General features: G+C 65.7%; 18 protein-coding genes. 10 read left to right on the top strand and 8 right to left on the bottom strand.

All coding sequences use genetic code 11. The features are described from left to right. Nucleotides 1–27: 27 nt before the first annotated feature. The 3 genes from N2603_RS13855 (at nt 28) to N2603_RS13845 (ending at nt 3,268) form a co-directional block, all read left to right on the top strand. Nucleotides 28–741, top strand: coding sequence for a response regulator (locus N2603_RS13855; RefSeq protein WP_018642630.1), 714 nt, complete (start codon nt 28–30; stop codon nt 739–741). Beyond that, the gene (locus tag N2603_RS13850) at nt 738–2,066 is read left to right on the top strand and encodes an ATP-binding protein (protein ID WP_260389246.1); all 1,329 of its coding nucleotides are present in this window, start codon (nt 738–740) and stop codon (nt 2,064–2,066) included. The genes N2603_RS13855 and N2603_RS13850 overlap by 4 nt, the downstream gene beginning before the upstream one ends. A gap of 62 nt (nt 2,067–2,128) precedes the next feature. Beyond that, nucleotides 2,129–3,268 (top strand): MFS transporter, encoded by a 1,140-nt coding sequence (locus N2603_RS13845; protein ID WP_260389245.1) that lies wholly within the window; start codon nt 2,129–2,131, stop codon nt 3,266–3,268. A 6-nt stretch (nt 3,269–3,274) separates the two neighbouring features. Here the strand turns inward: N2603_RS13845 and N2603_RS13840 are convergent, their stop codons facing one another. Continuing rightward, on the bottom strand, nt 3,275–4,264 hold the full coding sequence (locus N2603_RS13840) for a Bug family tripartite tricarboxylate transporter substrate binding protein (protein ID WP_260389244.1): 990 nt from the start codon (nt 4,262–4,264) through the stop codon (nt 3,275–3,277). A gap of 295 nt (nt 4,265–4,559) precedes the next feature. Between N2603_RS13840 and N2603_RS13835 the strand changes: the two genes are divergently transcribed. Then, the gene (locus tag N2603_RS13835) at nt 4,560–7,397 is read left to right on the top strand and encodes an ATP-binding protein (RefSeq protein WP_260389243.1); all 2,838 of its coding nucleotides are present in this window, start codon (nt 4,560–4,562) and stop codon (nt 7,395–7,397) included. Between the two features lie 139 nt (nt 7,398–7,536). Here the strand turns inward: N2603_RS13835 and msrA are convergent, their stop codons facing one another. The 4 genes from msrA to N2603_RS13815 form a co-directional block, all read right to left on the bottom strand. Next, nucleotides 7,537–8,052: a peptide-methionine (S)-S-oxide reductase MsrA gene (msrA, locus tag N2603_RS13830; protein ID WP_260389242.1), complete on the bottom strand. Its 516-nt coding sequence runs from the start codon at nt 8,050–8,052 to the stop codon at nt 7,537–7,539. A 134-nt stretch (nt 8,053–8,186) separates the two neighbouring features. Further along, nucleotides 8,187–8,609 carry an OsmC family protein gene (locus N2603_RS13825; protein ID WP_260389239.1) on the bottom strand — a complete coding sequence of 141 codons (423 nt, stop codon included), beginning with the start codon at nt 8,607–8,609 and terminating at the stop codon, nt 8,187–8,189. A 129-nt stretch (nt 8,610–8,738) separates the two neighbouring features. Next, nucleotides 8,739–9,428 (bottom strand): VOC family protein, encoded by a 690-nt coding sequence (locus N2603_RS13820; RefSeq protein WP_260389238.1) that lies wholly within the window; start codon nt 9,426–9,428, stop codon nt 8,739–8,741. A 34-nt stretch (nt 9,429–9,462) separates the two neighbouring features. Further along, a complete protein-coding gene (locus N2603_RS13815; RefSeq protein ID WP_260389237.1) occupies nt 9,463–10,128 on the bottom strand; it encodes a sensor histidine kinase in 666 nt (221 codons plus the stop codon). A 331-nt stretch (nt 10,129–10,459) separates the two neighbouring features. On the opposite strand from N2603_RS13815, the gene N2603_RS13810 reads away from it, so the two are divergent. From N2603_RS13810 to N2603_RS13795, 4 genes are all read left to right on the top strand, one after another. After that, nucleotides 10,460–13,300, top strand: a complete 2,841-nt coding sequence (locus N2603_RS13810; RefSeq protein ID WP_260389234.1) for an ATP-binding protein — start codon at nt 10,460–10,462, stop codon at nt 13,298–13,300. Nucleotides 13,301–13,418: 118 nt separating this feature from the next. Beyond that, nucleotides 13,419–14,126, top strand: coding sequence for a hypothetical protein (locus N2603_RS13805; RefSeq protein ID WP_018642621.1), 708 nt, complete (start codon nt 13,419–13,421; stop codon nt 14,124–14,126). Continuing rightward, on the top strand, nt 14,110–15,054 hold the full coding sequence (locus N2603_RS13800) for an alpha/beta fold hydrolase (protein WP_260389232.1): 945 nt from the start codon (nt 14,110–14,112) through the stop codon (nt 15,052–15,054). The genes N2603_RS13805 and N2603_RS13800 overlap by 17 nt, the downstream gene beginning before the upstream one ends. A 304-nt stretch (nt 15,055–15,358) precedes the next feature. Next, nucleotides 15,359–16,345 (top strand): helix-turn-helix domain-containing protein, encoded by a 987-nt coding sequence (locus N2603_RS13795; RefSeq protein ID WP_260389231.1) that lies wholly within the window; start codon nt 15,359–15,361, stop codon nt 16,343–16,345. 135 nt (nt 16,346–16,480) lie between these two features. Here N2603_RS13795 and N2603_RS13790 read toward each other — a convergent pair whose 3' ends face one another. Both N2603_RS13790 and N2603_RS13785 read right to left on the bottom strand, forming a co-directional pair. Next, a complete protein-coding gene (locus N2603_RS13790) occupies nt 16,481–16,981 on the bottom strand; it encodes a Dps family protein (protein WP_018642618.1) in 501 nt (166 codons plus the stop codon). A 222-nt stretch (nt 16,982–17,203) separates the two neighbouring features. After that, the gene (locus N2603_RS13785; protein WP_260389228.1) at nt 17,204–19,525 is read right to left on the bottom strand and encodes a molybdopterin guanine dinucleotide-containing S/N-oxide reductase; all 2,322 of its coding nucleotides are present in this window, start codon (nt 19,523–19,525) and stop codon (nt 17,204–17,206) included. A gap of 123 nt (nt 19,526–19,648) precedes the next feature. On the opposite strand from N2603_RS13785, the gene N2603_RS13780 reads away from it, so the two are divergent. Together N2603_RS13780 and N2603_RS13775 are read left to right on the top strand one after the other, a co-directional pair. Next, nucleotides 19,649–19,861, top strand: coding sequence for a hypothetical protein (locus N2603_RS13780; protein ID WP_260389227.1), 213 nt, complete (start codon nt 19,649–19,651; stop codon nt 19,859–19,861). Continuing rightward, entirely contained in the window at nt 19,858–20,208 is a 351-nt protein-coding gene (locus tag N2603_RS13775; RefSeq protein WP_260389225.1) for a RidA family protein, read from the top strand. Before N2603_RS13780 ends, N2603_RS13775 begins: the two co-directional genes overlap by 4 nt. Nucleotides 20,209–20,224: 16 nt before the next feature. Here N2603_RS13775 and N2603_RS13770 read toward each other — a convergent pair whose 3' ends face one another. Continuing rightward, nucleotides 20,225–21,421: a CaiB/BaiF CoA transferase family protein gene (locus tag N2603_RS13770; protein WP_260389223.1), complete on the bottom strand. Its 1,197-nt coding sequence runs from the start codon at nt 21,419–21,421 to the stop codon at nt 20,225–20,227. Nucleotides 21,422–21,435: the final 14 nt, after the last annotated feature.

Genomic DNA, 21,435 nt, shown 5'->3' with positions numbered 1-21,435 from the left:
ATCGGCGCCCCCGATGCGATCTCAACCATGACCAACGGCACGCCCAACATCTTGATCGTCGAGGACGACCAGCCGACCCGCGATCTCATCTCGCGTTATCTGCGCGAGCATTCGTTCGCGGTCAGCGCCGTCACCAACGGCAGGGAGATGGACCGCCACCTCTCGCAGAACCGCGCCGACCTGATCGTACTCGACCTGATGCTGCCGGGCGAGGACGGCCTCAGCCTCTGCCGCCGGCTGCGGATGGAAACGACGACGCCGATCATCATCCTCACCGCGAAGGGCGAGGACCTCGACCGCATCCTCGGCCTCGAAATGGGCGCCGACGACTATCTGCCAAAACCGTTCAACCCCCGTGAGCTGCTCGCCCGGATCAACGCGGTGCTGCGCCGGCACGCCAGCGGCCTTGCGGCCGCCTCCACCGCGACGCGGCTGAAGTTCCAGGGCTGGACCATCGATCTGCGCCTGCGGGAGTTGCGCGACCCCGAGGGAGCGCAGGTGCCGCTGACCAGCGCCGAGTTCGACCTGCTGCAAGCCTTCTGCGAGCGCGCCGGCCGTGTTCTCGGCCGCGACAGTCTCTTGAACATGACGCGCGGCCGCCCCGGCGGAAGTTTCGGCCGCAGTGTCGACGTGCTGGTCAGCCGTCTCCGCCGCAAGCTCGACCGCAGCGAAGACACCTCCATGATCAAGACCATCCGCACCGGCGGCTACATCTTCACACCAAGGGTGGAGGAAGCATGAGCCGCGCCGCCGACATCCTGGCGCTGTTCAGCTTCAGGCGGATCAGCGGTCAGATCGCCGCCCTGATCCTGGTCTCGCTGATCCTGATCCACGTGCTGATCGCCGGATATTTCCTGCTCAACCAGCCGAAGCTGCTCGCGAACTCGCCGGTCGAGCAGTTCGAGCTGATCGCGCGGATCATCACCAACACGCCCAAGGCGGAGCGCGCGCTCGTCCTCGGCAGCATCAGCCGGACCTTTCCGGCGCTCAAGCTGCAATTGCGGGACGGTGTTTCGACTTCCGTTATGCCGCTGCCGGCGCGGACACCCCTGCCCATCCCGTCCGCACTCGGCGGCCGGGCGGAGCTCATTCGCGGCAGCGGCGCGGAACAGGATCGCGTCTGGTTCTATCTCGCCAAGGACGACGTGCTCGAAGCGACGATGGGATTGCCCCAGATACCGGCCTTCGTCAGCGGCCTCTGGACCTCGACGCTGCTGTTCCTGGTGGCGAGCGTCACGTTGCTCGGCGTCTGGGCCGGCCGCGCGCTGTCCTCGCCGCTGTCGGCCTTCGCGCGCGCGGCGGAGAATTTCAGCCTGAACCGGGCCTCGCCGCCGCTGCCGGAAAACGGGCCGGAGGAGATCAGGTCCGCAGCCAGAGCGCTGAACCGGATGCGCGAGCGCATCACCGCTCTGATGAACGACAGGACGCGCATGCTCGCGGCCATCAGCCACGATTTGCGCACGCCGATCACGCGGCTGCGGCTGCGCTCGGAATACATCGAAGATCCGGCGCAGCGCACGCAGACCGTGCGCGACCTCGACCAGATGCAGTCGATGCTGGAATCGGTTCTGTCCCTGCTGCGCAGTGAAAGCCCGGTGAAGCCGACACTGGTGGACGTCGCGGCGCTGCTGCAGATGGTGTGCGAGCAGTTTTCCGATTGCGGCCATGCGGTGACTTATTCGGGCCCCGATCGCGCCGCCTTCGTGCTGCGGCCGGACGAGATCATCCGCGCGGTCACCAACCTCGTCCAGAACGCAACGCGCTTCGGAACCAGGATCGACGTCGCGCTGTCGATATCGGGGGATCATCTCGTCATCGACGTTTCGGACGATGGACCCGGCATTCCCGACGACAGGAAGGCGGCGATGCTGGAGCCCTTCGTGCGCGGCGAGGACGCCCGCACCATGGACGAGACGACCGGATTCGGCCTCGGCCTCTCGATCGCGCAGGCGATCGTGACCGCGCATGATGGAACCCTCGAGCTGTTCGACAACGCGCCGAAAGGCCTGTGCGTGCGCTTGCAGCTCGCCAGGACCGGCGCGGCGCCGGAGGCGTCCCGGCCATAAAGTCGCGGCAATCGTCGGGCTTGTCGGCCTCGCCTCCTTCATCGTGCTTCCCCGGAGTTCCAATGTCTTCCGCCGACCGGCCGGCGACACGCCTTGCGACGCGGCTTGCCTTCCTCGTCGCGGGCTTCGGCATGGCTTGCTGGGCACCGCTGGTGCCGTTCGCGAAGACGCGGCTCGGCGTCGACGACGGCATGCTCGGGCTGCTCCTGCTCAGCCTCGGCATCGGCTCGGTCGCCGCGATGCTGCTGACCGGCATCATGAGCGCGCGCTACGGCAGCAAGCCGATCATCGTGGCCGGCGGGCTTGGTCTGGCACTGGTTCTGCCTTTGCTCGCGATCGCGAGTACGCCCGCATCGCTGGCACTGGCGCTGCTCGCATTCGGCGCCGCGCTCGGCTCGATCGACGTCGCCATGAACATCCATGCGGTGGAGGTGGAGCGCGCCGCAAAAATTCCGCTGATGTCCGGCTTCCACGCGCTCTTCAGCATCGGCGGTTTTGCCGGATCTGCGCTGATGACCGCGCTGCTGTCGCTACAGCTCGGCGCGCTCGCCTGCACGCTGATCTGCTCCGCCCTGATGCTGGCCGCGATGGTGGTGACGTCGCCGCGCCTGCTTCGCTCGGTGCAGGTGCAGGACGGACCGCTCCTGGTGCTGCCGCACGGATCGGTGCTGCTGCTGGCGCTGCTCGGCGCCATCACCTTCCTGGTCGAAGGCGCGATGCTCGATTGGGGCGCGCTGCTCGTGATCGGCGCGGGCCTCGTCCCGGAGGCGCAAGGTGGGACCGGCTACATCGTGTTCTCGATCGCGATGACAGTGGGGCGGCTCGGCGGCGACGCCGTCGTCGCGCGCATCGGAGACCGCGCGACATTGTTCTGGGGCAGCCTCATTGCGATCGGGGGCTTCGTGGTGCTGCTCACAGCTCCCGTTGCGGCGGTTGCGATGGCCGGCTTCCTGCTGATCGGCCTCGGCGCCTCGAACCTCGTACCGGTGCTGTTCCGCCGCGCAGCCTGGCAGACGGTGATGCCAACGGGGCTCGCCGTCGCCGCGATCACGACCGCCGGCTATGCCGGCATCCTGGTGGGCCCCGCCGGCGTCGGCTTCGTCGCCCGCCTCGGCGGATTGCCGATGGCGTTCTGGCTTCTGGCCGCGCTGATGTGTCTGGTCACATTGTCGGCGCGTATCGTCACGCGCCCCGCGGGTTGAGTCGCCTCAAAACCTCTCCAGCCCGATCGATTTGATCATGCCCGCAAGGCTCGCCGAAGTCGCCTCGACGAGGCGCTGGAATTCGGCCGGCTTCGAATCGCTGTCCGGCTCCATGCCCTCGGCGCGGTAGTTGGCCTGCATCGCCTTGTCGGCCATGGCCATGCGCGTCGCCTGCGCGATCCGGTCGATGATCGCATCGTCGGTCTGCCGGGGCGCGAACAGGCCGAACCAGCCGTCATAGCGGAGGCCCGGCATGCCGGATTCGATGGCGGTCGGGATATCGGGGGCAACGCTCAGCCGCTTCTCGGTGGCGACCGCGATCATCCGGATCTTGCCGGCCTGGCTCCACTGCTGCAATTGCACCGACATCACTGCAATGATGAGGGGAATCTGGCCGGCGAGGAGGTCGTTGCTGGCCTGCGCGATGCCCCGATACGGGACATGGACGATGTCCAGCCCGCCCGCCTGCAGCTTGAAGGCTTCGCCGACGAGATGATTTCCGCTGCCGATTCCAGGGGTCCCGTAGGACAGCTTTCCCGGATTGGCTTTTGCGTAGGCAATCAGCTCAGGCAGATTTGTGACGGGCACCGACGGATGGACGACGAAAACAAGCGCGCTGGTGATGAGGCGGCTGATGGCGCGGAAATCGTCCATCGCATAGGACGGATTTTGCGATAGCAGCGGAATGGCCGCCTGCGTGCTGTCGTTTCCGAGCAGCAGGGAGTAGCCGTCGGGTTTGTCGCGCGCGACCGCCGCTGTCCCGATCGCGCCGCCCGCACCGGTGATGTTTTCGATGAAGACGGGTCCAAGCAGCGACGACATCTTCTCCGCCCAGGGACGCCCGATCTGGTCGCCGGATCCGCCCGCCCCATAGGGAATCACCAGTCGAATGGGGCGAGAGGGATAATCGGCGGTCTGCCCGATGCGCGGAATCGCCGCGAGCACCGCCGCCGCCGGTAATGCATGGACGAAGTGTCGCCGCGAGAAGGAAGACATGCCCGAATTCCGGAAGCGGTTGGTCACGGCCGAGCCGGGACCGGCTCCCGGACGATCCCATCGCAGCAATCGGCGACCGACGTCAATGCTCCATCCGGACTATGCGGCGGCGTCACCGCCATGTCGTGTGCTCTAACCCGCTGCTTTTAAAACAATATTTCGGAAGGCGGCCGACCCACGCGGTCCACGCAGGGCTGCCGGCCCTGCCCAGTGCTTTCGGCCAGTTTACTGTACGGTTCGTTCTGATAGACCACAAAGAAATACCTTTTGACTCCCGTCGCGGGGGTAATGGCGCGTGCCAGATCGTAGCGAAGACTCGTCCATTTCATTTGGGCCATTTCGACTGTTTCCAAAGTCCCGGCTCTTGGAGAAGGAGGGCGTGCCGCTCCATGTCGGCGGCCGCGCGCTCGACATCCTCATCTTCCTGGCCGAGCGGCCCGGTGAAGTCGTCGACAAGAGAGAGCTGGTCAAGCGCATCTGGGCCGACGTCAATGTCGACGAAGGCAGCCTGCGCTTCCATGTCGCAGCGCTGCGCAAAGCGCTCGGCGATACCGGCAAGTCGGCGCGCTACGTCGTCAACGTGCCCGGCCGCGGCTATTGCTTCGTCGCCTCGCTCGCCCCGCCGGCCTCGCCCGCCACGCAGCCGACCATCGACATCCTGCCGCCCCGCGCCCTCCCCGCGCCGCTCTCGAAAATGGTCGGACGGGAGGAGGTCGTCGAAAAGATATCGAGCGGACTCTCGCTCCATCGCTTCATGACCCTGGTCGGCCCGGGCGGAATCGGCAAGACGGCCGTCGCCATCGCCGTCGGACACCGCCGCTCCCAGGATTTTCGCGGGCGCGCCTTCTTCGTCGACTTCGGCCCGCTCCGGGATGCCAGCCACGTCGCAACCACCATTGCCTCCGCGCTCGGCCTGACCATCAGCGCAGAGGATCCGACGCCGGCCCTGTTGACGTTCCTCAAGGTCGGCCCGGCCCTGCTGATCCTCGACAGCTGCGAGCATGTGCTGGACAATCTGGCCCCACTCGTCGAGCACATCGTGCGCGAGGCGCCGCAGCTTCGTGTTCTCGCAACCACCCGCGAATCGTTCCGCAGCGAAGGCGAGCGCATCTTCCGCCTGTTCCCGCTGGATTGCCCGCCCGAGCGCGAGGGGATCGATGTCGCCGAGGTCCTCGCCTATCCCGCCGCCCAGCTCTTCGTCGAGCGCATCGCGCAGAGCTCCGGCCCGTTCCAGCTCAGTGCGGACGAAGCGCCGCTGGTCGCGAGCATTTGCCGGCGCCTCGACGGCATTGCGCTCGCGATCGAGCTCGCGGCGGGGCGCGTCAATGCCTACGGCATCGCCGGCACCGCCTCGCTGCTCGACAGCCGCTTCTCGCTGCAATGGCGTGGCCGGCGCACGGCCGTGCCGCGGCACCAGACCCTCGCCGCCGCGCTCGACTGGAGCTATGACCTGCTGCCTGCGGCCGAGAGCGCGACCCTGCGCCGGCTCTCGGTGTTCGCCGGACCTTTCGCGCCGGAGGCGGCTGCCGCGGTTGCATCCGGTGACGGCCTCAGCGCATCGGAAACGCTGGAGGCCATCGACAGCCTGGTCACCAAGTCGCTGATCTCGCCGTCCGGCGCGCGGACGCTGCGCTATCGCCTGCTCGACACGACGCGGGCCTATGCGCACGGAAAGCTCAGCGCGCTCGGCGAAACCAGGCAATTCGCACGCCGTCATGCCGAGTACTTTCGCGATTTCTTCGCGCATGCGGAGGCCGACACGTCGACGCCGCTGCCCGAATGGCTCGGCATCTATGGTGCGGAGCTGGACAATGTGCGCGCAGCGCTCGACTGGGCTTTCGCGCCCGACGGCGACACCGAGCTGGGAATCGCGCTGACGGCGGCCGCGGTCACGCTGTGGGTGCGGCTCTCCCTGTTCGCCGAATGCCGCGAACGAAGCAAGATCGCACTCGCGGCGCTCGGCGACACCGGCGACGACCGTATCCGCATGCAGCTCCTGTCGGCACTCGGCTGGTCGCTGATGTATGGCGAGGGCCGCGCGCGCGAGGCGCGCCCGATCCTGGAGACGACGCTCGAGCTTGCCGACAGGCTCGACGACAAGGATTTCCGGCTGCGCGCGCTCTGGGGCCTGTGCATCGACCAGTTCAACAATGGACAGTTCGGCAAGGCCCGTGCGTTCGCCGATCGTTTTGCGAACGCGGCCGCGAACTCTCCCGACAGGACCGACGTGATGCTGGGCGACCGGCTCACGGCCGTCGCGCTGCATTATCTCGGCGACCAGAACGACGCACGGCTGCGCATCGACCGGGTGCATGCATCGCTGCATGTGCTGGCGGAGAAGCCGAAGATCTTCCCGCTCGATCTGAGAATCTCCACGCAATATTTCCGCGCCCGCATCCTGTGGCTGCAGGGTCTCGCCGACCAGGCTCAGGCGCTCGCCGCCAGAAACATCGAGGAGGGCCGCGCCAACGGCCACGCGCTGACCTTCTGCAGCGTGCTGGGACAGGCCGCCTGCCCGATCGCCTTCTGGTCCGGCGATCTCGACGCTGCGGAACGCCACGGCACCGAGTTGCTCGAACATACCGAACGGCACGCGATCCGGCTGTGGGGACTGTGGGCGCGGGCCTTCAATGCGGCGGTGATCGCCAGGCGCGGCGACGTCGCGAGCGGCCTGCCGCTGCTGCGCGAGGAGCTCAACCGCGCCGGCGATGCGCGCTTCCTGCCGCGCTTCCTTCCCCTGCTCGGCGAGCTCGCGGCGTGCTCTGGCGAGGCCAACCAGGTCGACCGTGGCCTCGACGTGATCGAGGACGTCTTGACCCGCTGCCACGACCGGCAGGAGCTCTGGTATCTGCCGGAGCTGACCCGCATCAAGGGAGAATTGATGCGCCGGAGCGCGAAGGATTCGGGCGACGCGGAAGCCCACTTTCGCGAGGCCATGGGCATCGCGGCCCAGCAGGGCGCGCGCTTCTGGGAGCTGCGCTGCGCGACCAGCCTCGCGCGGCTGATGAGCGAGGCCGGTCGGAGCGCGGACGCTCTGGCCATTCTGGAGAACGTCTCCGGATCGTTCACGGAGGGTGCCGGGATCGCCGACCTGCGCACCGCGCGCGAACTGATCGCGCAACTACGGAACTGACCCGCGCGCTGATGCACGCCAAAGCGTGATGAGATTTCGATGAAGCGTCATCGCGCTTTAGGTTGTTGTTTGAGCATGATCTTTCCGGAAAACCGCTTCGCACTTTGCGCTACGCGGCCCTTCGGGTCCGGATCATGCTTTAGCCTCCCGCCGCCACCGCGCGGCGCGGCAGCTTCCAGTCCGGCCGGATGAAGTGACAGGTGTAGCCGTCCGGATAGCGCTCGAGATAATCCTGATGCTCGGGCTCGGCTTCCCAGAACTCGCCCGCGGGCGCGACCTCGGTGACCACCTTACCCGGCCACAGGCCGGAAGCCTCGACGTCGGCGATGGTGTCTTCGGCAATCCGCTTCTGCTGGTCGCTGGTATAGAAGATTGCGGAACGGTAGCTCGTGCCGAGATCATTGCCCTGGCGGTTGAGCGTGGTCGGGTCGTGGATCTGGAAGAAGAACTCCAGCATGGTCCGGAAGTTCGTCTTCGCGGGGTTGAAGATGATCTCGATGGCTTCGGCGTGGCCTTCATGATTGCGATAGGTGGCGTTCTTCACATGGCCACCGGTGTAGCCAACGCGGGTGGAGATCACGCCCGGCTGCTTGCGGATGAGATCCTGCATGCCCCAGAAACAGCCTCCGGCCAAAACTGCGCGCTCAGTCGTCATCTGATGCTCCCAATTGATCGCTCCTGTCGGTTCTGCCGCATCATAGGCTCTCGGCCGCCCCGCCGAAAGCCATCCATTGAGCGCATGTCCACCCGGTTCCTAGAGCCGGGTGGACCCAAATTGAAAGCTCGCCCCTAGCCCAGTTTGGCGTCGAGCGTGATCGCGGCGTTGAGCACCTTCGACACCGGGCAATTCTTCTCGGCTTCGCCCGCGATCTTGGCGAAACCTGCTTCGTCCAGGTTCGGCACCCTTGCGCGCAAGGTCAGCGCCGACTTGCTGATCTTGAAACCCTTGCCCTCGGGCTCGAGCGTGACGGCCGCTTCCGTCGAGAGTTCGTCCGGTGTGAAGCCAGCGAGCTGAAGGCCGAAGGCGAGCGCCATGGTGAAACAGCCGGCATGGGCCGCGGCGATCAACTCTTCGGGATTGGTGCCCTTCTCGTTCTCGAAACGGGTCTTGAACGAGTAGGGCGTGCTGGCAAGCACGCCGGATTCGCTCGACAAATGGCCTGCGCCATCGCGACCGGTGCCCTTCCAGACTGCTGTTGCCTTGCGGATCATCTCAGTTCTCCTTGTTTGTTGTTGACAACCGGCGCTCCGTACCGGCCGAAGGCGACATCAGCGTGACCGCCTGTTCGCCGACGCGCGAGGCCCAAGTCATCGCGCGCCTGGTCTAAGAATGCAGTTGCTTCAGGTTGGCAGCTCCTGACCGGCCTGCTCGCGCACGATGTAGTCGGCGTACCAGTCCGCCCAGTTCTCATCGTGTCCGCCGGTGCGCTTCTCATGCTCACCATGAGCCACCGAGGCGCGGCGCAACGCCGCGGCGAGATCGGTTTGCGATGCGAATGTCGTGTCGTCTGCCGCGATGCGTCCGGGCAACCGTGTCGTGACCTCCTGGAACAGCCAGCCATTGCCGTCGGGATCGCTGAACGAGGCGAACGAGCTGTAGCTGCCGCGCTTCGGGTCAGCGCCGCTGACGCGAACGCTGCCGAACAGATACGGCTCATCGGGCCCTGCATGAACATCGCCGGCACCGTGGAAGGGTTCGCTGACGGCAATGCCGCGCGAGAGCAGATCGTTCCGCGCGGCCTCCAGATCAGAGACGATCAGATACAAGCCGCGCGCCGAGCCTGGCGCCGCCGCCGTGACGTTCTTGCCGAAGATCACCGAGCAGGCCGAGCCCGGCGGCGTGAACTGGATCACGCGCCAGTCGTCGCCTGAGGCGAAATCGGCATCCAGTCGCCAGCCGAGCCGCGCATAGAACGCCTTGGCGCGGTCGACATCGGACACCGGAATGACGACGACTTCGAGCTTCAGATCAACGCTGCGCGATGTTGAAGGCTTGGCCGCGGCGTCGCGGTCGATTTCGAGTGTGGCCATGTCGAGCTCCCGTGGTGCGAGTTGAGGCGATCCTTCAGGCGGCGGCCGGCATCACGATGCTCACCCGCGTGCCGCCCTGCCCAGCTTCCCCATGCAGCCGTGCATGGATGCTGTGGGCGAGCCCTTCGAGGATACGGCTGCCGGTGCCCCGGAGCGGACCGACCGCACCAATGCCGTTGTCGGCCACCGTGCAGACCCAGGCGCCCTCGCGGCGCGCGACGTCGATGCGGATCAACCCGCCATTCTTGTTCGGGAAGGCGTGCTTCGCCGCATTCGTGACCAGCTCCGTCAGCATCAACGCGAGCCGATGACATTGCGAGGACGGCAGTGTGTCGTCTTCGATGGCGGCTTCGCAGCGGATACCCGCCGGCTCCAGCACCGCCTCAAAGAGCGCCCCGCACAGATTTTCGAAGAACGGCGCGACGGAGACCGGCGACGGATCGTCGTTGTCGGACAAGAGCTGATAGAGCCTGCCAAGGGCAATGATGCGCCGCTCGAACCGGTCCACCGCCAGCGAGACGTCCCTGGTGGCGGCCCGCGTGAAGTCGCGGCGGACTGACGCACCCAGCATCGTCAGCGTGTTCTTCATGCGATGGTGGGACTCGCGCAGCACGAGCTCCCAATCGCGCGACTGATCGTCGCGACCTGCGGCGAATTGAGATCGAACGGCACTGCCGTTCGGCGAGCCGATGGCAGACATGACAGCCTCCCGCTGCAATGAGACCTAACTCGAAGGCTATACTGAATGCATCGCCTGCGATTTGCTCGTTAGACTTTGCAAGATTCTGTTATGATCGGCGGCGTCACAATCCGGCATCGGAGACCGTCGTCGCGACGGTCAAGCACACTGACGAATTGTCGCGGGGCGCGTGATAAGCCTCTCGCGTTTAAGCAAAATTTGCGAGTGTTACACTCGGGGCGCGCTCCGGCGATCGCCACGCCATTTCGCCACTTTCGACCAGTTTACTCGCGATGTCGCTCTGCTAGACCAAAGTTGCAGACAGCATCCCCTTCATTGGAACCATTGGCTCGTGCCGGACACTAACGACCAGGATTCGGCAATCTCCTTCGGACCATTCCGGCTGTTTGCAAAGTCGCGGCTGCTGGAGAAGGACGGTGTTCCGCTTCATCTCGGCGGCCGCGCGCTCGACATCCTGATCTTTCTCGCCGAACGCGCCGGTGAGGTCGTGGACAAGCGGGAGTTGATCAAGCAGGTGTGGTCCGACGTGAACGTCGACGAAGGCAGCCTGCGCTTCCATATCACGACGCTGCGCAAGGTCCTGGGCGACGCCGGTGAGGGCTCGCGTTACGTCGTCAACGTTCCCGGACGCGGCTATTGCTTCGCTGCTCCGCTGCTCCGCCCTGCTGCTTCGGACGGCCGGGCCAGCCCAGTCGCTTCGCCCCACGCGCTGCCGTCACCTCTTGCGCGGATGATCGGGCGGGACGATGCCGTCGCGAAGATTTCCGCCGAGCTCGCCCTGCATCGCTTCGTCTCCATCGTCGGCCCCGGCGGGATCGGCAAGACCTCGGTCGCACTCGCTGTCGCGCATCGCGAGCTGGACGCCTTCCACGGCCAAGTGTGCTTCGTCGACTTCGGCGCGCTCACGGACACCCGCCTCATTCCCGGAACGATCGCCGCAGCCCTCGGCTTGACGGTCAATTCCGACGACCCGATGCCTGGCCTGCTGACTTTCCTGCGTAGCCGGCGCACACTGCTGCTGTTCGACAGTTGCGAGCACATTCTCGACGAGCTCGCCCCGGTGGCCGAGCGTCTCGTCCAGGAGGCGAGCGAGCTGCACATTCTCGCCACCAGCCGCGAATCCTTTCGCACCGAAGGCGAGCGCGTGCACCGGCTGTTTCCGCTGGATTGCCCGCCCGAGCGCGACGGCCTCGGCATTGCCGACATCCTTGCCTATCCTGCAAGCCAGCTCTTCGTGGAACGTATTGCCGAAAGCCTCGGCGATTTCGAGCTCAGCGAGGAGGATGCGCCGCTCGTCGCCGAAATCTGCCGGCGGCTGGACGGCATCGCGCTCGCGATCGAGCTCGCGGCCGGACGCGTCAACGCCTATGGCATCGCCGGGACCGCCTCGCTGCTCGACGGCCGCTTCTCGCTGCTGTGGCGGGGACGGCGCACCGCCATCCCACGGCATCAGACCTTGGGCGCCGCGCTGGCCTGGAGCTATGATCTGCTGCCAGAAGCCGAAAGCGCGACGCTGCGCGGATTGTCGGTGTTCGTCGGGCCGTTCACGCTGGAAGCCGCACTGGCCGTCGCATCCAGCCAGGGCATCGGCGAAGCCGAGGCGGTCGAGGCGATCTCGAACCTGCTCTCCAAATCACTGATCGCAACCTCGCCTGCGGAGCGGCGGCTGCGCTATCGTCTGCTCGATACCACCCGCACCTTCGTCGGCAACAAGCTCGTCGAGAACGGGGAAGCGGACCGCGTCGCGCGTGCACATGCCGAATATTTCCGCGATTTGCTGCGCGACATTGCGCTCAAATCCTCGGGGCTGCAGACGGCGGGCGGCTTCCTGCCCTATGCGGACCATTTGCCCAATGTCCGGGCCGCGCTGACCTGGAGCTTTTCGGACGGCGGTGACCGGACGCTCGGCGTGGAGCTGGCGGCCTCGGCCGCGCAGTTCTTCCTCGAGCTGACCTTGCTGACGGAGTGTCTTCGCTGGACGCAGCAGGCGCTGGCCGCTTCCGATGCGGGCACATTGGACCGCCGCCAGGAGATGACGCTGCAGGCCGCGCTCGGCGTCTCCGTGATGTTCACGCAAGGCAATACGGAAGCCGTCCGCTCCGCGTTCACGCGCAGCCTGCAGCTCGCCCGCGAGCTCGAGGATTTGCACTGGCAGCTCTGGCTGCTGCGCGGCCTGCACATCTACCTGACCAGGGTCGGAGATTTTCGCGGCGCGCTCGGGATCGGCGTCGACGGCGAGAGCGTTGCGCGCAAGCTGAACGATCCCGCTGCCGCGCTGAACGTGGAATGGATGCTCGGCGTCGCGCATCATCTGATCGGCAACCAGGACAAGGCGGTGCAGTTCTGCGAGAGCGCGATGGTGCACAATCCCGGCTCGCAGCGGCTGAATATCGGACATCTCGGATATGACGACCGCATCGTCGCGCTGGTGGCGCTGGCGCGCGGGCTCTGGCTCACCGGCCGGCCCGATCACGCGGTCGAGGCGGCCAGATACACGGTGCGCGAGGCCGAGCTGCTCGAGCAGCCGCTCACGCTCGGCATTTCCCTGATCTGGACCATCTACGTGTTTCTCTGGGTCGGCGACTGGGCCAATGCCGAAGCCCTGATCGATCGGCTGATCGATCATTCGGCGCGGCACTTCCTCGGGCCCTATCACGCGGTCGGGATCGGCCAGAAGGGCGAGCTGATGCTGCGCCGCGGCGATCTTGCCGGCGGCATCGAGCATCTTCGCCGCAGCCAGGCAACACTGCATGCGACGCGGCACCGGATCATGACGACGGTGTTCGCGACGGCGCTCGCGGAGGGTCTCGCGGCGCAGGACCAGACCGGCGAGGCCTTGCGCACGATCAATGAGGCCATCGCCCAGATTCCCGATCACGGCGAATCCTTCGACATGCCGGAAATGCTCAGGGTCAAGGGCGATATCCTGGCCCGGTCGGGCAACGCGGCGGAAGCCGAAAGCTGCTTGCGCAAATCGCTCGATCTGTCGCGCCGGCAATGCGCTCTCGGCTGGGAGCTTCGCGGAGCGATCAGCCTCGGCCGCATCTGGCACCAGGCCGGAAAAGTCCGCGAGGCACGCGACCTGCTCGCCCCGCTCGTGGCGCGTTACCAGGAAGGCCTCGCGACTCGTGATCTGGTCACCGCAACGGGACTGCTGGGCGCGCTGAATTGACAGCGTGTTCAACGAGATACTGCCCAAATCCCGGCTCGCAACTCCTAACAACTTCTAACACGCCAATCCGCAAGCGCCCCGCCATGGTGGTGGCACTTCACGGCGGATGTGACGGGACATGGCTCTTCTCGACGATGTAATCGATGCCAGCGGCGGTCTGGCGCGCTGGAACAGCTTGAACCGGTTCACGCTCCATTTGTCCGTCGGCGGAACGCTGTTCGCAAGCGCCGGACATGCCAGGGAATTCAAGGATGTGACTGCGGAAGGTTCGACCCGGACGCAATCCGTCCGTTTCACCGGCATCACCGGCGGGGAATACTCGGGCTCGTTTCAACCGGATGCGATCACGATCGAAAGTCCCGATGGCGAGGTGCTGCGGGCCTGGAGCAATCCGAGCCTGGCGTTTCCCGAGACCGGCTCTGCTGCACTCGCGGACGAGCTGCACCTCGTCTACTTCTGCGGCGTCGCGATCTGGAATTATCTGACCAATCCATTCCTGCTCGCCCACCCCGGTGTTGTGCTGGAGGAACTGCCGCCATGGCGCGAGAACACCGAAACCTGGCGGCGGCTGCGCGCGCAATTTCCCCCGAGCCTGATCACGCTCGCGCCCGATCAGATCTTTTATTTCGACGAGAACGCGCTGCAACGGCGAACGGATCACGATCTCTTCGGGACGAAGGTCGCTCACTACTCCTGGGCCCATGACAGTTTCGGCGGCATCGTGGTGCCGACGCTTCGGCGCGCGCAGGCGCTGCAGCCTGACGGGACCGTGATCGCCAAGCCCGTGCTGATGGACGTGGAGATTTTTGATGCCGTATTCGAGTAGCAGCGGCGGCGGGGCAACGAGCGCGCAGGCTTCGGCAGACCATGTGCGATCAAGCCGCCGCTCGATCAGCTATCACAGCGTTGACGTAAACGGCCTCAAGATCTTCTACCGCGAGGCTGGGCCCGTGGACGCTCCGGCCGTGCTGTTGCTTCATGGCTTTCCCTCCTCCTCGCGGATGTGGGAGCCGTTGCTGCCACTGCTCGCGGACAAATATCATCTGATCGCGCCAGACTATCCCGGCTTCGGCCACAGCAGCGCACCGCCGCCATCGGACTTCAGCTACACATTCGACAACATCGCCGGCGTGATCGGCGAGCTCGCAGTGAAGCTTGGTCTCGCCAGCTACGTCCTGTTCATGCAGGACTATGGCGGACCGGTCGGCTTCCGCATGGCGCTGGCCGATCCCGAACGTATCCGCGGCATCATCATCCAGAACGCCGTTTCGCATGAGCAAGGATTGAGCCCGCTGTGGGAAGCGCGCCGCAAATACTGGGCCGATCCCGCGCATGAGCTCGAGGCGCTCAGGGCCAACTTCACGTCTCTGGAGGCGACGCGGCAGCGCCATCTCGGCTCCAGCCCGCATCCCGAGCGCTACGACCCTGACACCTGGATCGACGAATACGCATTTCTGACGCGTCCCGGCCAGGCCGAGATCCAGACCACGCTGTTCCTGGACTACCGGACCAACGTCGCGTCCTATCCGAAGTGGCAGGACTGGCTGCGCAAGACGCGGCCGCCGACGCTGGTGGTCTGGGGCAAATACGATCCCTCCTTCACCGTCGCCGGCGCCGCCGCCTATCGCGACGATGTGCCGGATGCCGAAGTCCACATGCTCGAAGCCGGTCACTTCGCGCTGGACGAGGCGACCGACGAGATCGCCGGGCTCGTGCGCGACTTCCTCGCACGGCTCGGTGGGCGCACGAGCTGAACGGCGACGGCGTGGCGCTCCGTCGCACCGCGCGCAAGGCCGGTCGAACTTCCCTGCGCCGTCCTCGCACCACGCCGGCCGGCGCAAGAAATTGAAAAGCTTGACGAAGTCAGACCAAATGCGACGAGCTGTCACATCCTGTGCACTCGCACAAAATCTAACACATCCTAATCACCCCTAACGGGCTTCTTGTCGGGCCCACGCCTATCCTCCGAGCATGGAAAGCCTTCTCGAAAGCCTGGTGACAGGGGGCTTGAGAGTTTGCCGGTCGCCACCAGCGACCGCGATGCGGAGAGAATGAGCGATGTTTACCGATTTGCAGGCGGCACATGCCTGGATTGATCTTCAGGCCAGCCCGCGGGATCACCAAGAGCATCAGGCCGCACAGCCGATTCCCAGGGAGAGCGGATGGCGCCGGCTCGAGCGCGGCCCGAATGCGGCAATCGAGGACATCACGATTTCGCGGTGGGAGGATGTGAGAGACGGCTCGTCGCACGAGGCGACGACACCCGGGGATCGGTATTTCGTCGGCATCGCGCTGAAGAGCACGCGCGCGAAATTGACGCGGGACCGCCAGATCATTTTCGACGGCACCATGCCCGCAGGCACGCTCTATGTCAGCGCGCCGTCGAAGTCTCTCCGTGCACAATTCCAGGCGCCTTGCGCCTTCCTGCACTTCCACATCCCGGCTGACCAATTCCCAGCGCAATCGCCCGCGACCGACGGGCTTGGCGACCTCGTCCTGCTGCGCGACCCGCTCGCCGCCGAGCTCGCCAAGGCGCTGATCGAGCATGGCGATGCCGCGGACCGTCAATTCGCGCGCTGTATTGGCCAGACCCTTGCGATGCATCTTGCGCGGCTGGAGCTGCCGCGCGCGCGGGTCAATGCATTGCCGAAATGGCGGCTGCGACGCGTCGAGCAGCATATCGCCGATCATTTCGACCGCAGCATCAGCCTGTCCGAACTCGCCGGCGTCGCCGGGCTTTCCAGGATGCACTTTGCCGCGCAATTCCGGGCGGCGACCGGCTATCGTCCGCGCGAATACCTGCTCAATCACCGGATCGAACATGCGAAGACGCTGCTGGCGACGACCGGGCGGCCGCTGGCCGAGATCGCGCTGGCCGTCGGCTTCTCGACGCAGGCGCATTTTTCGACCGTGTTCAAGCGGATCAGCGGCGAGTCCCCGGCGCGTTGGCGCCTCGCCAGCAACGGCGAGCGCCGTGAGATCGAAGCGCTGCCACGGCATCGGCCTGCTGTGGACAGGAACTGGATCGCCAGCGCGGCTGCCTAGCCCGTCATTCCCTGCCTTTGGCACAGGCGCCCTGCCGCTTGCGCCGGCTCGCACCCTCTTCCTCCCGGGTCTGTGAGCCAGTTGGGGCCGTCCCTGCTCCCTCACAGGACGGCCCCTTTTTCTTGGCGTCGGGTATCACCCATGCGCGCCGGTGCGGCCCGACTCGTACAGGAACCAGATCCGCCGCTCGGCCTCGTCGATCCAGTTCTCGATCAGGCTTGCGGTTGCGACATCGCCATATTCGTCGCAGAGCTCGTGCACGCGCCGCATCTCACGCGTGAGCTGCTGGTTGTCGCTGCGCAACTCCGCCAGCATGTCCAGGGGATCGACATAGTCCGCATCGTTGTCGAGGATGCGCTGCTCGCGCGCGATCTGGCCGATCGAGCGCAGCGTCGTGCCGCCGATCTTGCGGGCGCGTTCTGCGATGTCGTCGGTCATCGCAAAGATCTGGTCGGCCTGCTCGTCGAGCAGCAGGTGATAGTCGCGAAAATGGCTGCCCGACATGTGCCAGTGAAAGTTCTTGGTCTTAAGATAGAGCGCGAAGACGTCGGCGAGCAAAGCGCGCAGCGCGGCGGGAATGTCGCGGTTCGCGTTGGCGCCGAGATCGGTCGGGCCCTGAAGGTCTGCTTTGGTCATGTTCGTTGATCCGTCGGTGAGGAGACGAACCCTTAGCAGCGCCGCGCGTGTGGTTCTTCCCTCATGCGCGCGACGATTTCGAATTCGCACGAGGGGCGGAAGTGGGACCGATGCTATTTCCACACCCATTGCGAGCGCAGCGAAGCAATCCAGAATCTTTCCGCGGAGGGACTCTGGATTGCTTCGCTTCGCTCGCAATGACGGAGGAGGACGAACCAATCCCTACACCGGATCGAACGCCCGGATCGGCGGCAGATTGCCGGTGAACTTCTCCACCTCGACCGTTGTCAGCTGCCCGGTGCAACCCTGCGCGAAGGCGGAGGTGCCGAGGTCGCGGGTGAGGACGTTGGGATTGCCATGGACGCAGAGCGGGGCGTCGTCCTCGGGATCCATCGGATCGTACCAGGCGCCAGTCGGCAGCTGGACGACGCCGGCCGCGATGCCGTCGGTGACGTGGACGGCGGCCAGGCAGGCACCGCGGTCGTTGAACAGGCGGATGATATCGCCGTCCTTGATGCCGCGCGCGTCGGCATCGCGCTGGTTCATGCGCGCGACCTCGCGGCCGCGATGCTTTGCTCCAAGCGAATGGCCGCCGAAATCGAGCTGGCTGTGCAGACGCGTCACCGGCTGGTTGGCGACGAGGAAGCACGGTGCACCGGGCTTGGGCACGTCGGTCTTCTCCAGCCAGACCGGATGGCCGGGACAATCGGCATCGCCATGGGCCGCGATCTTGGTCGAGAAGATTTCGATGCGGCCGCTCGGCGTCGGCAGGGCGTGATTGACCGGATCCTCGCGGAAGCGGCGGAGCCGGCCGCCGTCATCGGGCTGCTGCGGCACGACCAGGCTGCCGCGGCGCCAGAACTCATCGAAGTGAGGGGCCTCCAGGCCACGCTTGGCGAGCGAGGCGCGGGTCGGCTCGTAGAGATATTCCAGCCATTGACGAGACGTGCGGCCCTCGGTGAAGGGTTCACGCGCACCGAGGCGCTCGGCGAGATCGGCGAAGATATCGTAATCGTCGCGCGCAAGGCCGAACGGCTCGGCGATCTGGTGCATCGCGACCATGAGAGGATCGTTGGTGGAATAGCCGATGTCCTCGCGCTCCAGCGTCATCGTCGAGGGCAGCACGATGTCGGCGTGCCGCGCCGTCGCGGTCCAGGCGAGCTCGTGCACGACGAAGGTGTCTGCCTTCGCAAACGCCTTGCGCAGACGGTTGATGTCCTGGTGGTGATGGAAGGGATTGCCGCCCGCCCAATAGACGAGGCGGATGTCTGGATAGGTGCGCGTCTCGCCATTGTAGCGATAGGTCGTGCCAGGATTGAGCAGCATGTCGGCGATACGCGCCACCGGAATGAAATCGGCGACGCCGTTGCGTCCCTGCCCGAGCGTCGGCCCCGGCACGTCGTTGACGCGGCGGCCGTAATAGCCGATCGCACCCAGCGAATAGGCATAGCCGCCGCCGGGAAGACCGATCTGCCCGAGGGCTGCCGCCAGCACCATGCCCATCCACACCGGCTGCTCGCCATGCTCGGCGCGCTGGAGCGAGTGCGAGACGGTGATCAGCGCGCGCTTTCCGGCAAGGCGGCGCGCCAGCTTGCGGATCGTGCCCGCATCGACGCCCGAGATCGCGGCGGCCCATTCGGCGTGCTTCGGCTGCCCGTCGCTCTCACCGGTAAGATAGCGCAGGAAGACGGGCCAGCCCTCGGTGTACCGATCGAGGAAAGCCTGGTCGTGGAGATTCTCGCTGACCAGCGTATGGACGATGCCGAGCATCAAGGCGGTGTCGGTGCCGGGCAGGCAGGTCATCCATTCAGCGCCGGCTTCGACCGGTAGATCGTCGCGCAGCGGGCTGACCAGGATGAACTCGCAGCCGCGCCGGCGCGCAGCTTCCATGGCGCCGCGCTCGACATGCTTGCTGATCGAGCCGCCGGCCACCATGGAGTTCTTCAGCGCCATGCCGCCGAAGGCCAGCACGACGTCGGTCTCGGTCGCAATCTGCTCCCAGGTGACGTTGCGCTTGGTGATGTCCTCGTAGCCGCAGAGGATCTGCGGCAGCAGCACCGAGGACGCGCCGGAGGAATAAGTGTTCACCGAACGCACATAGCCGCCCATCGCGATGTTGAGGAAGCGATGCACCTGGCTCTGGGCGTGATGGAAGCGGCCGGCGCTCGACCAGCCATAGGAGCCGCCGAACACGGCGCCGGGCCCGCGCGTGTCGCGAATGCGGCCGAGTTCGTCACCGAGGAGGTCGAGCGCCTTCTCCCAGCTCACCGACACGAATTCGTCACGGCCGCGGCGATCGTCGGGGCCGGGGCCACGCTCGAGCCAGCCGCGGCGGATCGCCGGCTGCGCAATACGCGCCTGGTGGCGGAGCGCGCCGGGGAAATTGTCGATGATGCCGTTCGGATCGGGATCGCCCGCATAGGCCCTGACCTCGAGCCCGGCCGCGCCGTTGCGCGCCGAGAATACACCCCAATGGGAGGTATGGGGCTTGAAGCCATCCGAGAGGTCGAGACCGGGGTCGGGGAAGCCAATCGTATCGTCCATCATCTGATCCTGGTTCCGGGGCGTGGCACGGTTCAGCCGCGCCCCGAGTCAATTCCGGTGGCAGTATACCGATCCACCCACCGATGTCGTCGGGCTCAGGGTCGGCGGAAATGCTGGGCTCTCGTGCGCAACTACATCTTGGTGAACATTCGGCGGACGATCGACGACGATTCCACCGTCAATTTATTCTTTTATTTTCAAAGCCTTATCGGATCATCTGCGGAGCGCCCGGTCGAACCCATTTTGCAGACGCGCGAAATCTCCTGCAGCGACACCGACAGGGAAATGTGCGATATGCCCGCCCATCCCCTTAAACCAACATCGGTCTCATCATGATCCAGCGCGTCCTGCCCTACGAAGGTCTGCTCCACGAAGTGGTCGAGCATAACGGCGTGCTTTACATCGGTGGAATCGTCCCCGAGGACACAAGCCTCGACATGTCGGGCCAGGCGAGCGACGTCCTCGGGCAGCTGGCGCGCCTGTTGAAGACGCTCGGATCCGACCTCGCCAACGTCCTTCAGGTGACCATCTACATGACCAACCTGAAGGAGAAGGCCGAGTTCAATGCGGCCTGGAAGGCGCATTTCACAGAAGCGCATCTGCCGGCGCGCGCCGCAATCGGCGTGGCCGATCTCGGTCCGGGCGTGAAGCTCGAGATGACTGCGATCGCTGCGCGACAATAGCCGCGCGCGCGGCGCGTCAGATGACCTTCGCCTGCGCGAGGCGATCGATCTCGTCCTCCGACAGACCGAGCCAGTGCTGGTAGATCTCGCGATTGTCCTGGCCGATATCGCCGGCGGATGTTTTCAGCTGTGCGCGGTCGACCGTGAAACGCGGCACGACATTGGACATCGCCACCGAGCCGAAATGGCGATCGGGTACGCGAGTGATCATCTCGCGCGCCAGGGATTGCGGATCGGTCGCGATCTGGTCGATCGCGTAGATCGGCGCCAATGTGCCTTCCCCGGCCGCGAAGGTGGCAAGCACCTCTTCGAGCGGATGGTCGCCGCACCATTGCGCGAAAATTGCGTTCAACTCCTCTGAATGGTCGACGCGCCGCGCATTGTTGGAAAAGCGCGGGTCCTCGATCAGGTCGGGCCGGCCGATCGCCCGGCAATTCGCCGCAAACAGCGCATTGGTCGAACCCGCAAGCGTGACCCAGCGATCATCGCGGGTCCGGTAGATCGCCGCCGGTGCGGAATAGGCGTTGCCGTTTCCGATGCGGCCGCGCACATCGCCGAGCTGGTCGAACTCGATGGCGAGAACGTCGAGCAGCCGGAACACCCCCTCGGTCAACGCGAGATCGATCTCCTCGCCGGGCGCGTCCGGATTTTTCGCCCGCTTCCACAGGGCTGCGAGCGCGCCGACCGCACCGAACAGGCCACCGATCGCATCGCCGAGGGGATAGCCGGGGTGCATCGGCTGGCCGTCGGCCTCACCGGTGATGTAGGTGAGCCCGCCCATCGCCTCGAAGATCCGCGCAAAACCCGGCCTGTCGCGATACGGCCCGTCCTGGCCGAAGGCAGTGGCGCGCAGGATGACGAGGCGCGGCTGGATCTGCCACAGCACCTCCTTGGACAATCCCCAGCGGTCGAGCGTCCCGGGCCGGAAATTCTCGATCAGCACGTCGAAATGCGGCAACATCCGCTTGAACAGCTCGACGCCTTCCGGCTTGCGGAGGTCGAGCGTTGCGAACTTCTTGTTGCGGTTGACGGTCTTCCACCACAACGGCTTGCCATCCTTGAAAGGCGGAAAGGCGCGCACGCCGTCGCCCTGCCCCGGCATCTCGATCTTGAGCACATCGGCGCCGTAATCGGCCAACAGCGTCGCGGCGAACGGCGCAGCGACGATGGTCGCGATATCCAGGACCTTCAACCCTTCGAGCGGCCCGCTCATTTCACTTCCCCGAA

This window comes from Bradyrhizobium huanghuaihaiense (assembly GCF_025200885.1).
Lineage (GTDB): Bacteria > Pseudomonadota > Alphaproteobacteria > Rhizobiales > Xanthobacteraceae > Bradyrhizobium > Bradyrhizobium huanghuaihaiense.
The sequence above is the reverse complement of the archived record's forward strand: the minus strand, read 5'-3'. Positions and strand labels throughout refer to the sequence as shown.

What these genes read in the sequence shown, in the direction of transcription:
- N2603_RS13855 (WP_018642630.1), top strand. Translation starts at nt 28, where the DNA reads ATGACCAACGGCACGCCCAACATCTTGATCGTCGAGGACGACCAGCCG.
- N2603_RS13850 (WP_260389246.1), top strand. Translation starts at nt 738, where the DNA reads ATGAGCCGCGCCGCCGACATCCTGGCGCTGTTCAGCTTCAGGCGGATC.
- N2603_RS13845 (WP_260389245.1), top strand. Translation starts at nt 2,129, where the DNA reads ATGTCTTCCGCCGACCGGCCGGCGACACGCCTTGCGACGCGGCTTGCC.
- N2603_RS13840 (WP_260389244.1), bottom strand. Translation starts at nt 4,264, where the DNA reads ATGTCTTCCTTCTCGCGGCGACACTTCGTCCATGCATTACCGGCGGCG.
- msrA (WP_260389242.1), bottom strand. Translation starts at nt 8,052, where the DNA reads ATGACGACTGAGCGCGCAGTTTTGGCCGGAGGCTGTTTCTGGGGCATG.
- N2603_RS13825 (WP_260389239.1), bottom strand. Translation starts at nt 8,609, where the DNA reads ATGATCCGCAAGGCAACAGCAGTCTGGAAGGGCACCGGTCGCGATGGC.
- N2603_RS13820 (WP_260389238.1), bottom strand. Translation starts at nt 9,428, where the DNA reads ATGGCCACACTCGAAATCGACCGCGACGCCGCGGCCAAGCCTTCAACA.
- N2603_RS13815 (WP_260389237.1), bottom strand. Translation starts at nt 10,128, where the DNA reads ATGTCTGCCATCGGCTCGCCGAACGGCAGTGCCGTTCGATCTCAATTC.
- N2603_RS13805 (WP_018642621.1), top strand. Translation starts at nt 13,419, where the DNA reads ATGGCTCTTCTCGACGATGTAATCGATGCCAGCGGCGGTCTGGCGCGC.
- N2603_RS13800 (WP_260389232.1), top strand. Translation starts at nt 14,110, where the DNA reads ATGCCGTATTCGAGTAGCAGCGGCGGCGGGGCAACGAGCGCGCAGGCT.
- N2603_RS13795 (WP_260389231.1), top strand. Translation starts at nt 15,359, where the DNA reads ATGTTTACCGATTTGCAGGCGGCACATGCCTGGATTGATCTTCAGGCC.
- N2603_RS13790 (WP_018642618.1), bottom strand. Translation starts at nt 16,981, where the DNA reads ATGACCAAAGCAGACCTTCAGGGCCCGACCGATCTCGGCGCCAACGCG.
- N2603_RS13785 (WP_260389228.1), bottom strand. Translation starts at nt 19,525, where the DNA reads ATGGACGATACGATTGGCTTCCCCGACCCCGGTCTCGACCTCTCGGAT.
- N2603_RS13775 (WP_260389225.1), top strand. Translation starts at nt 19,858, where the DNA reads ATGATCCAGCGCGTCCTGCCCTACGAAGGTCTGCTCCACGAAGTGGTC.
- N2603_RS13770 (WP_260389223.1), bottom strand. Translation starts at nt 21,421, where the DNA reads ATGAGCGGGCCGCTCGAAGGGTTGAAGGTCCTGGATATCGCGACCATC.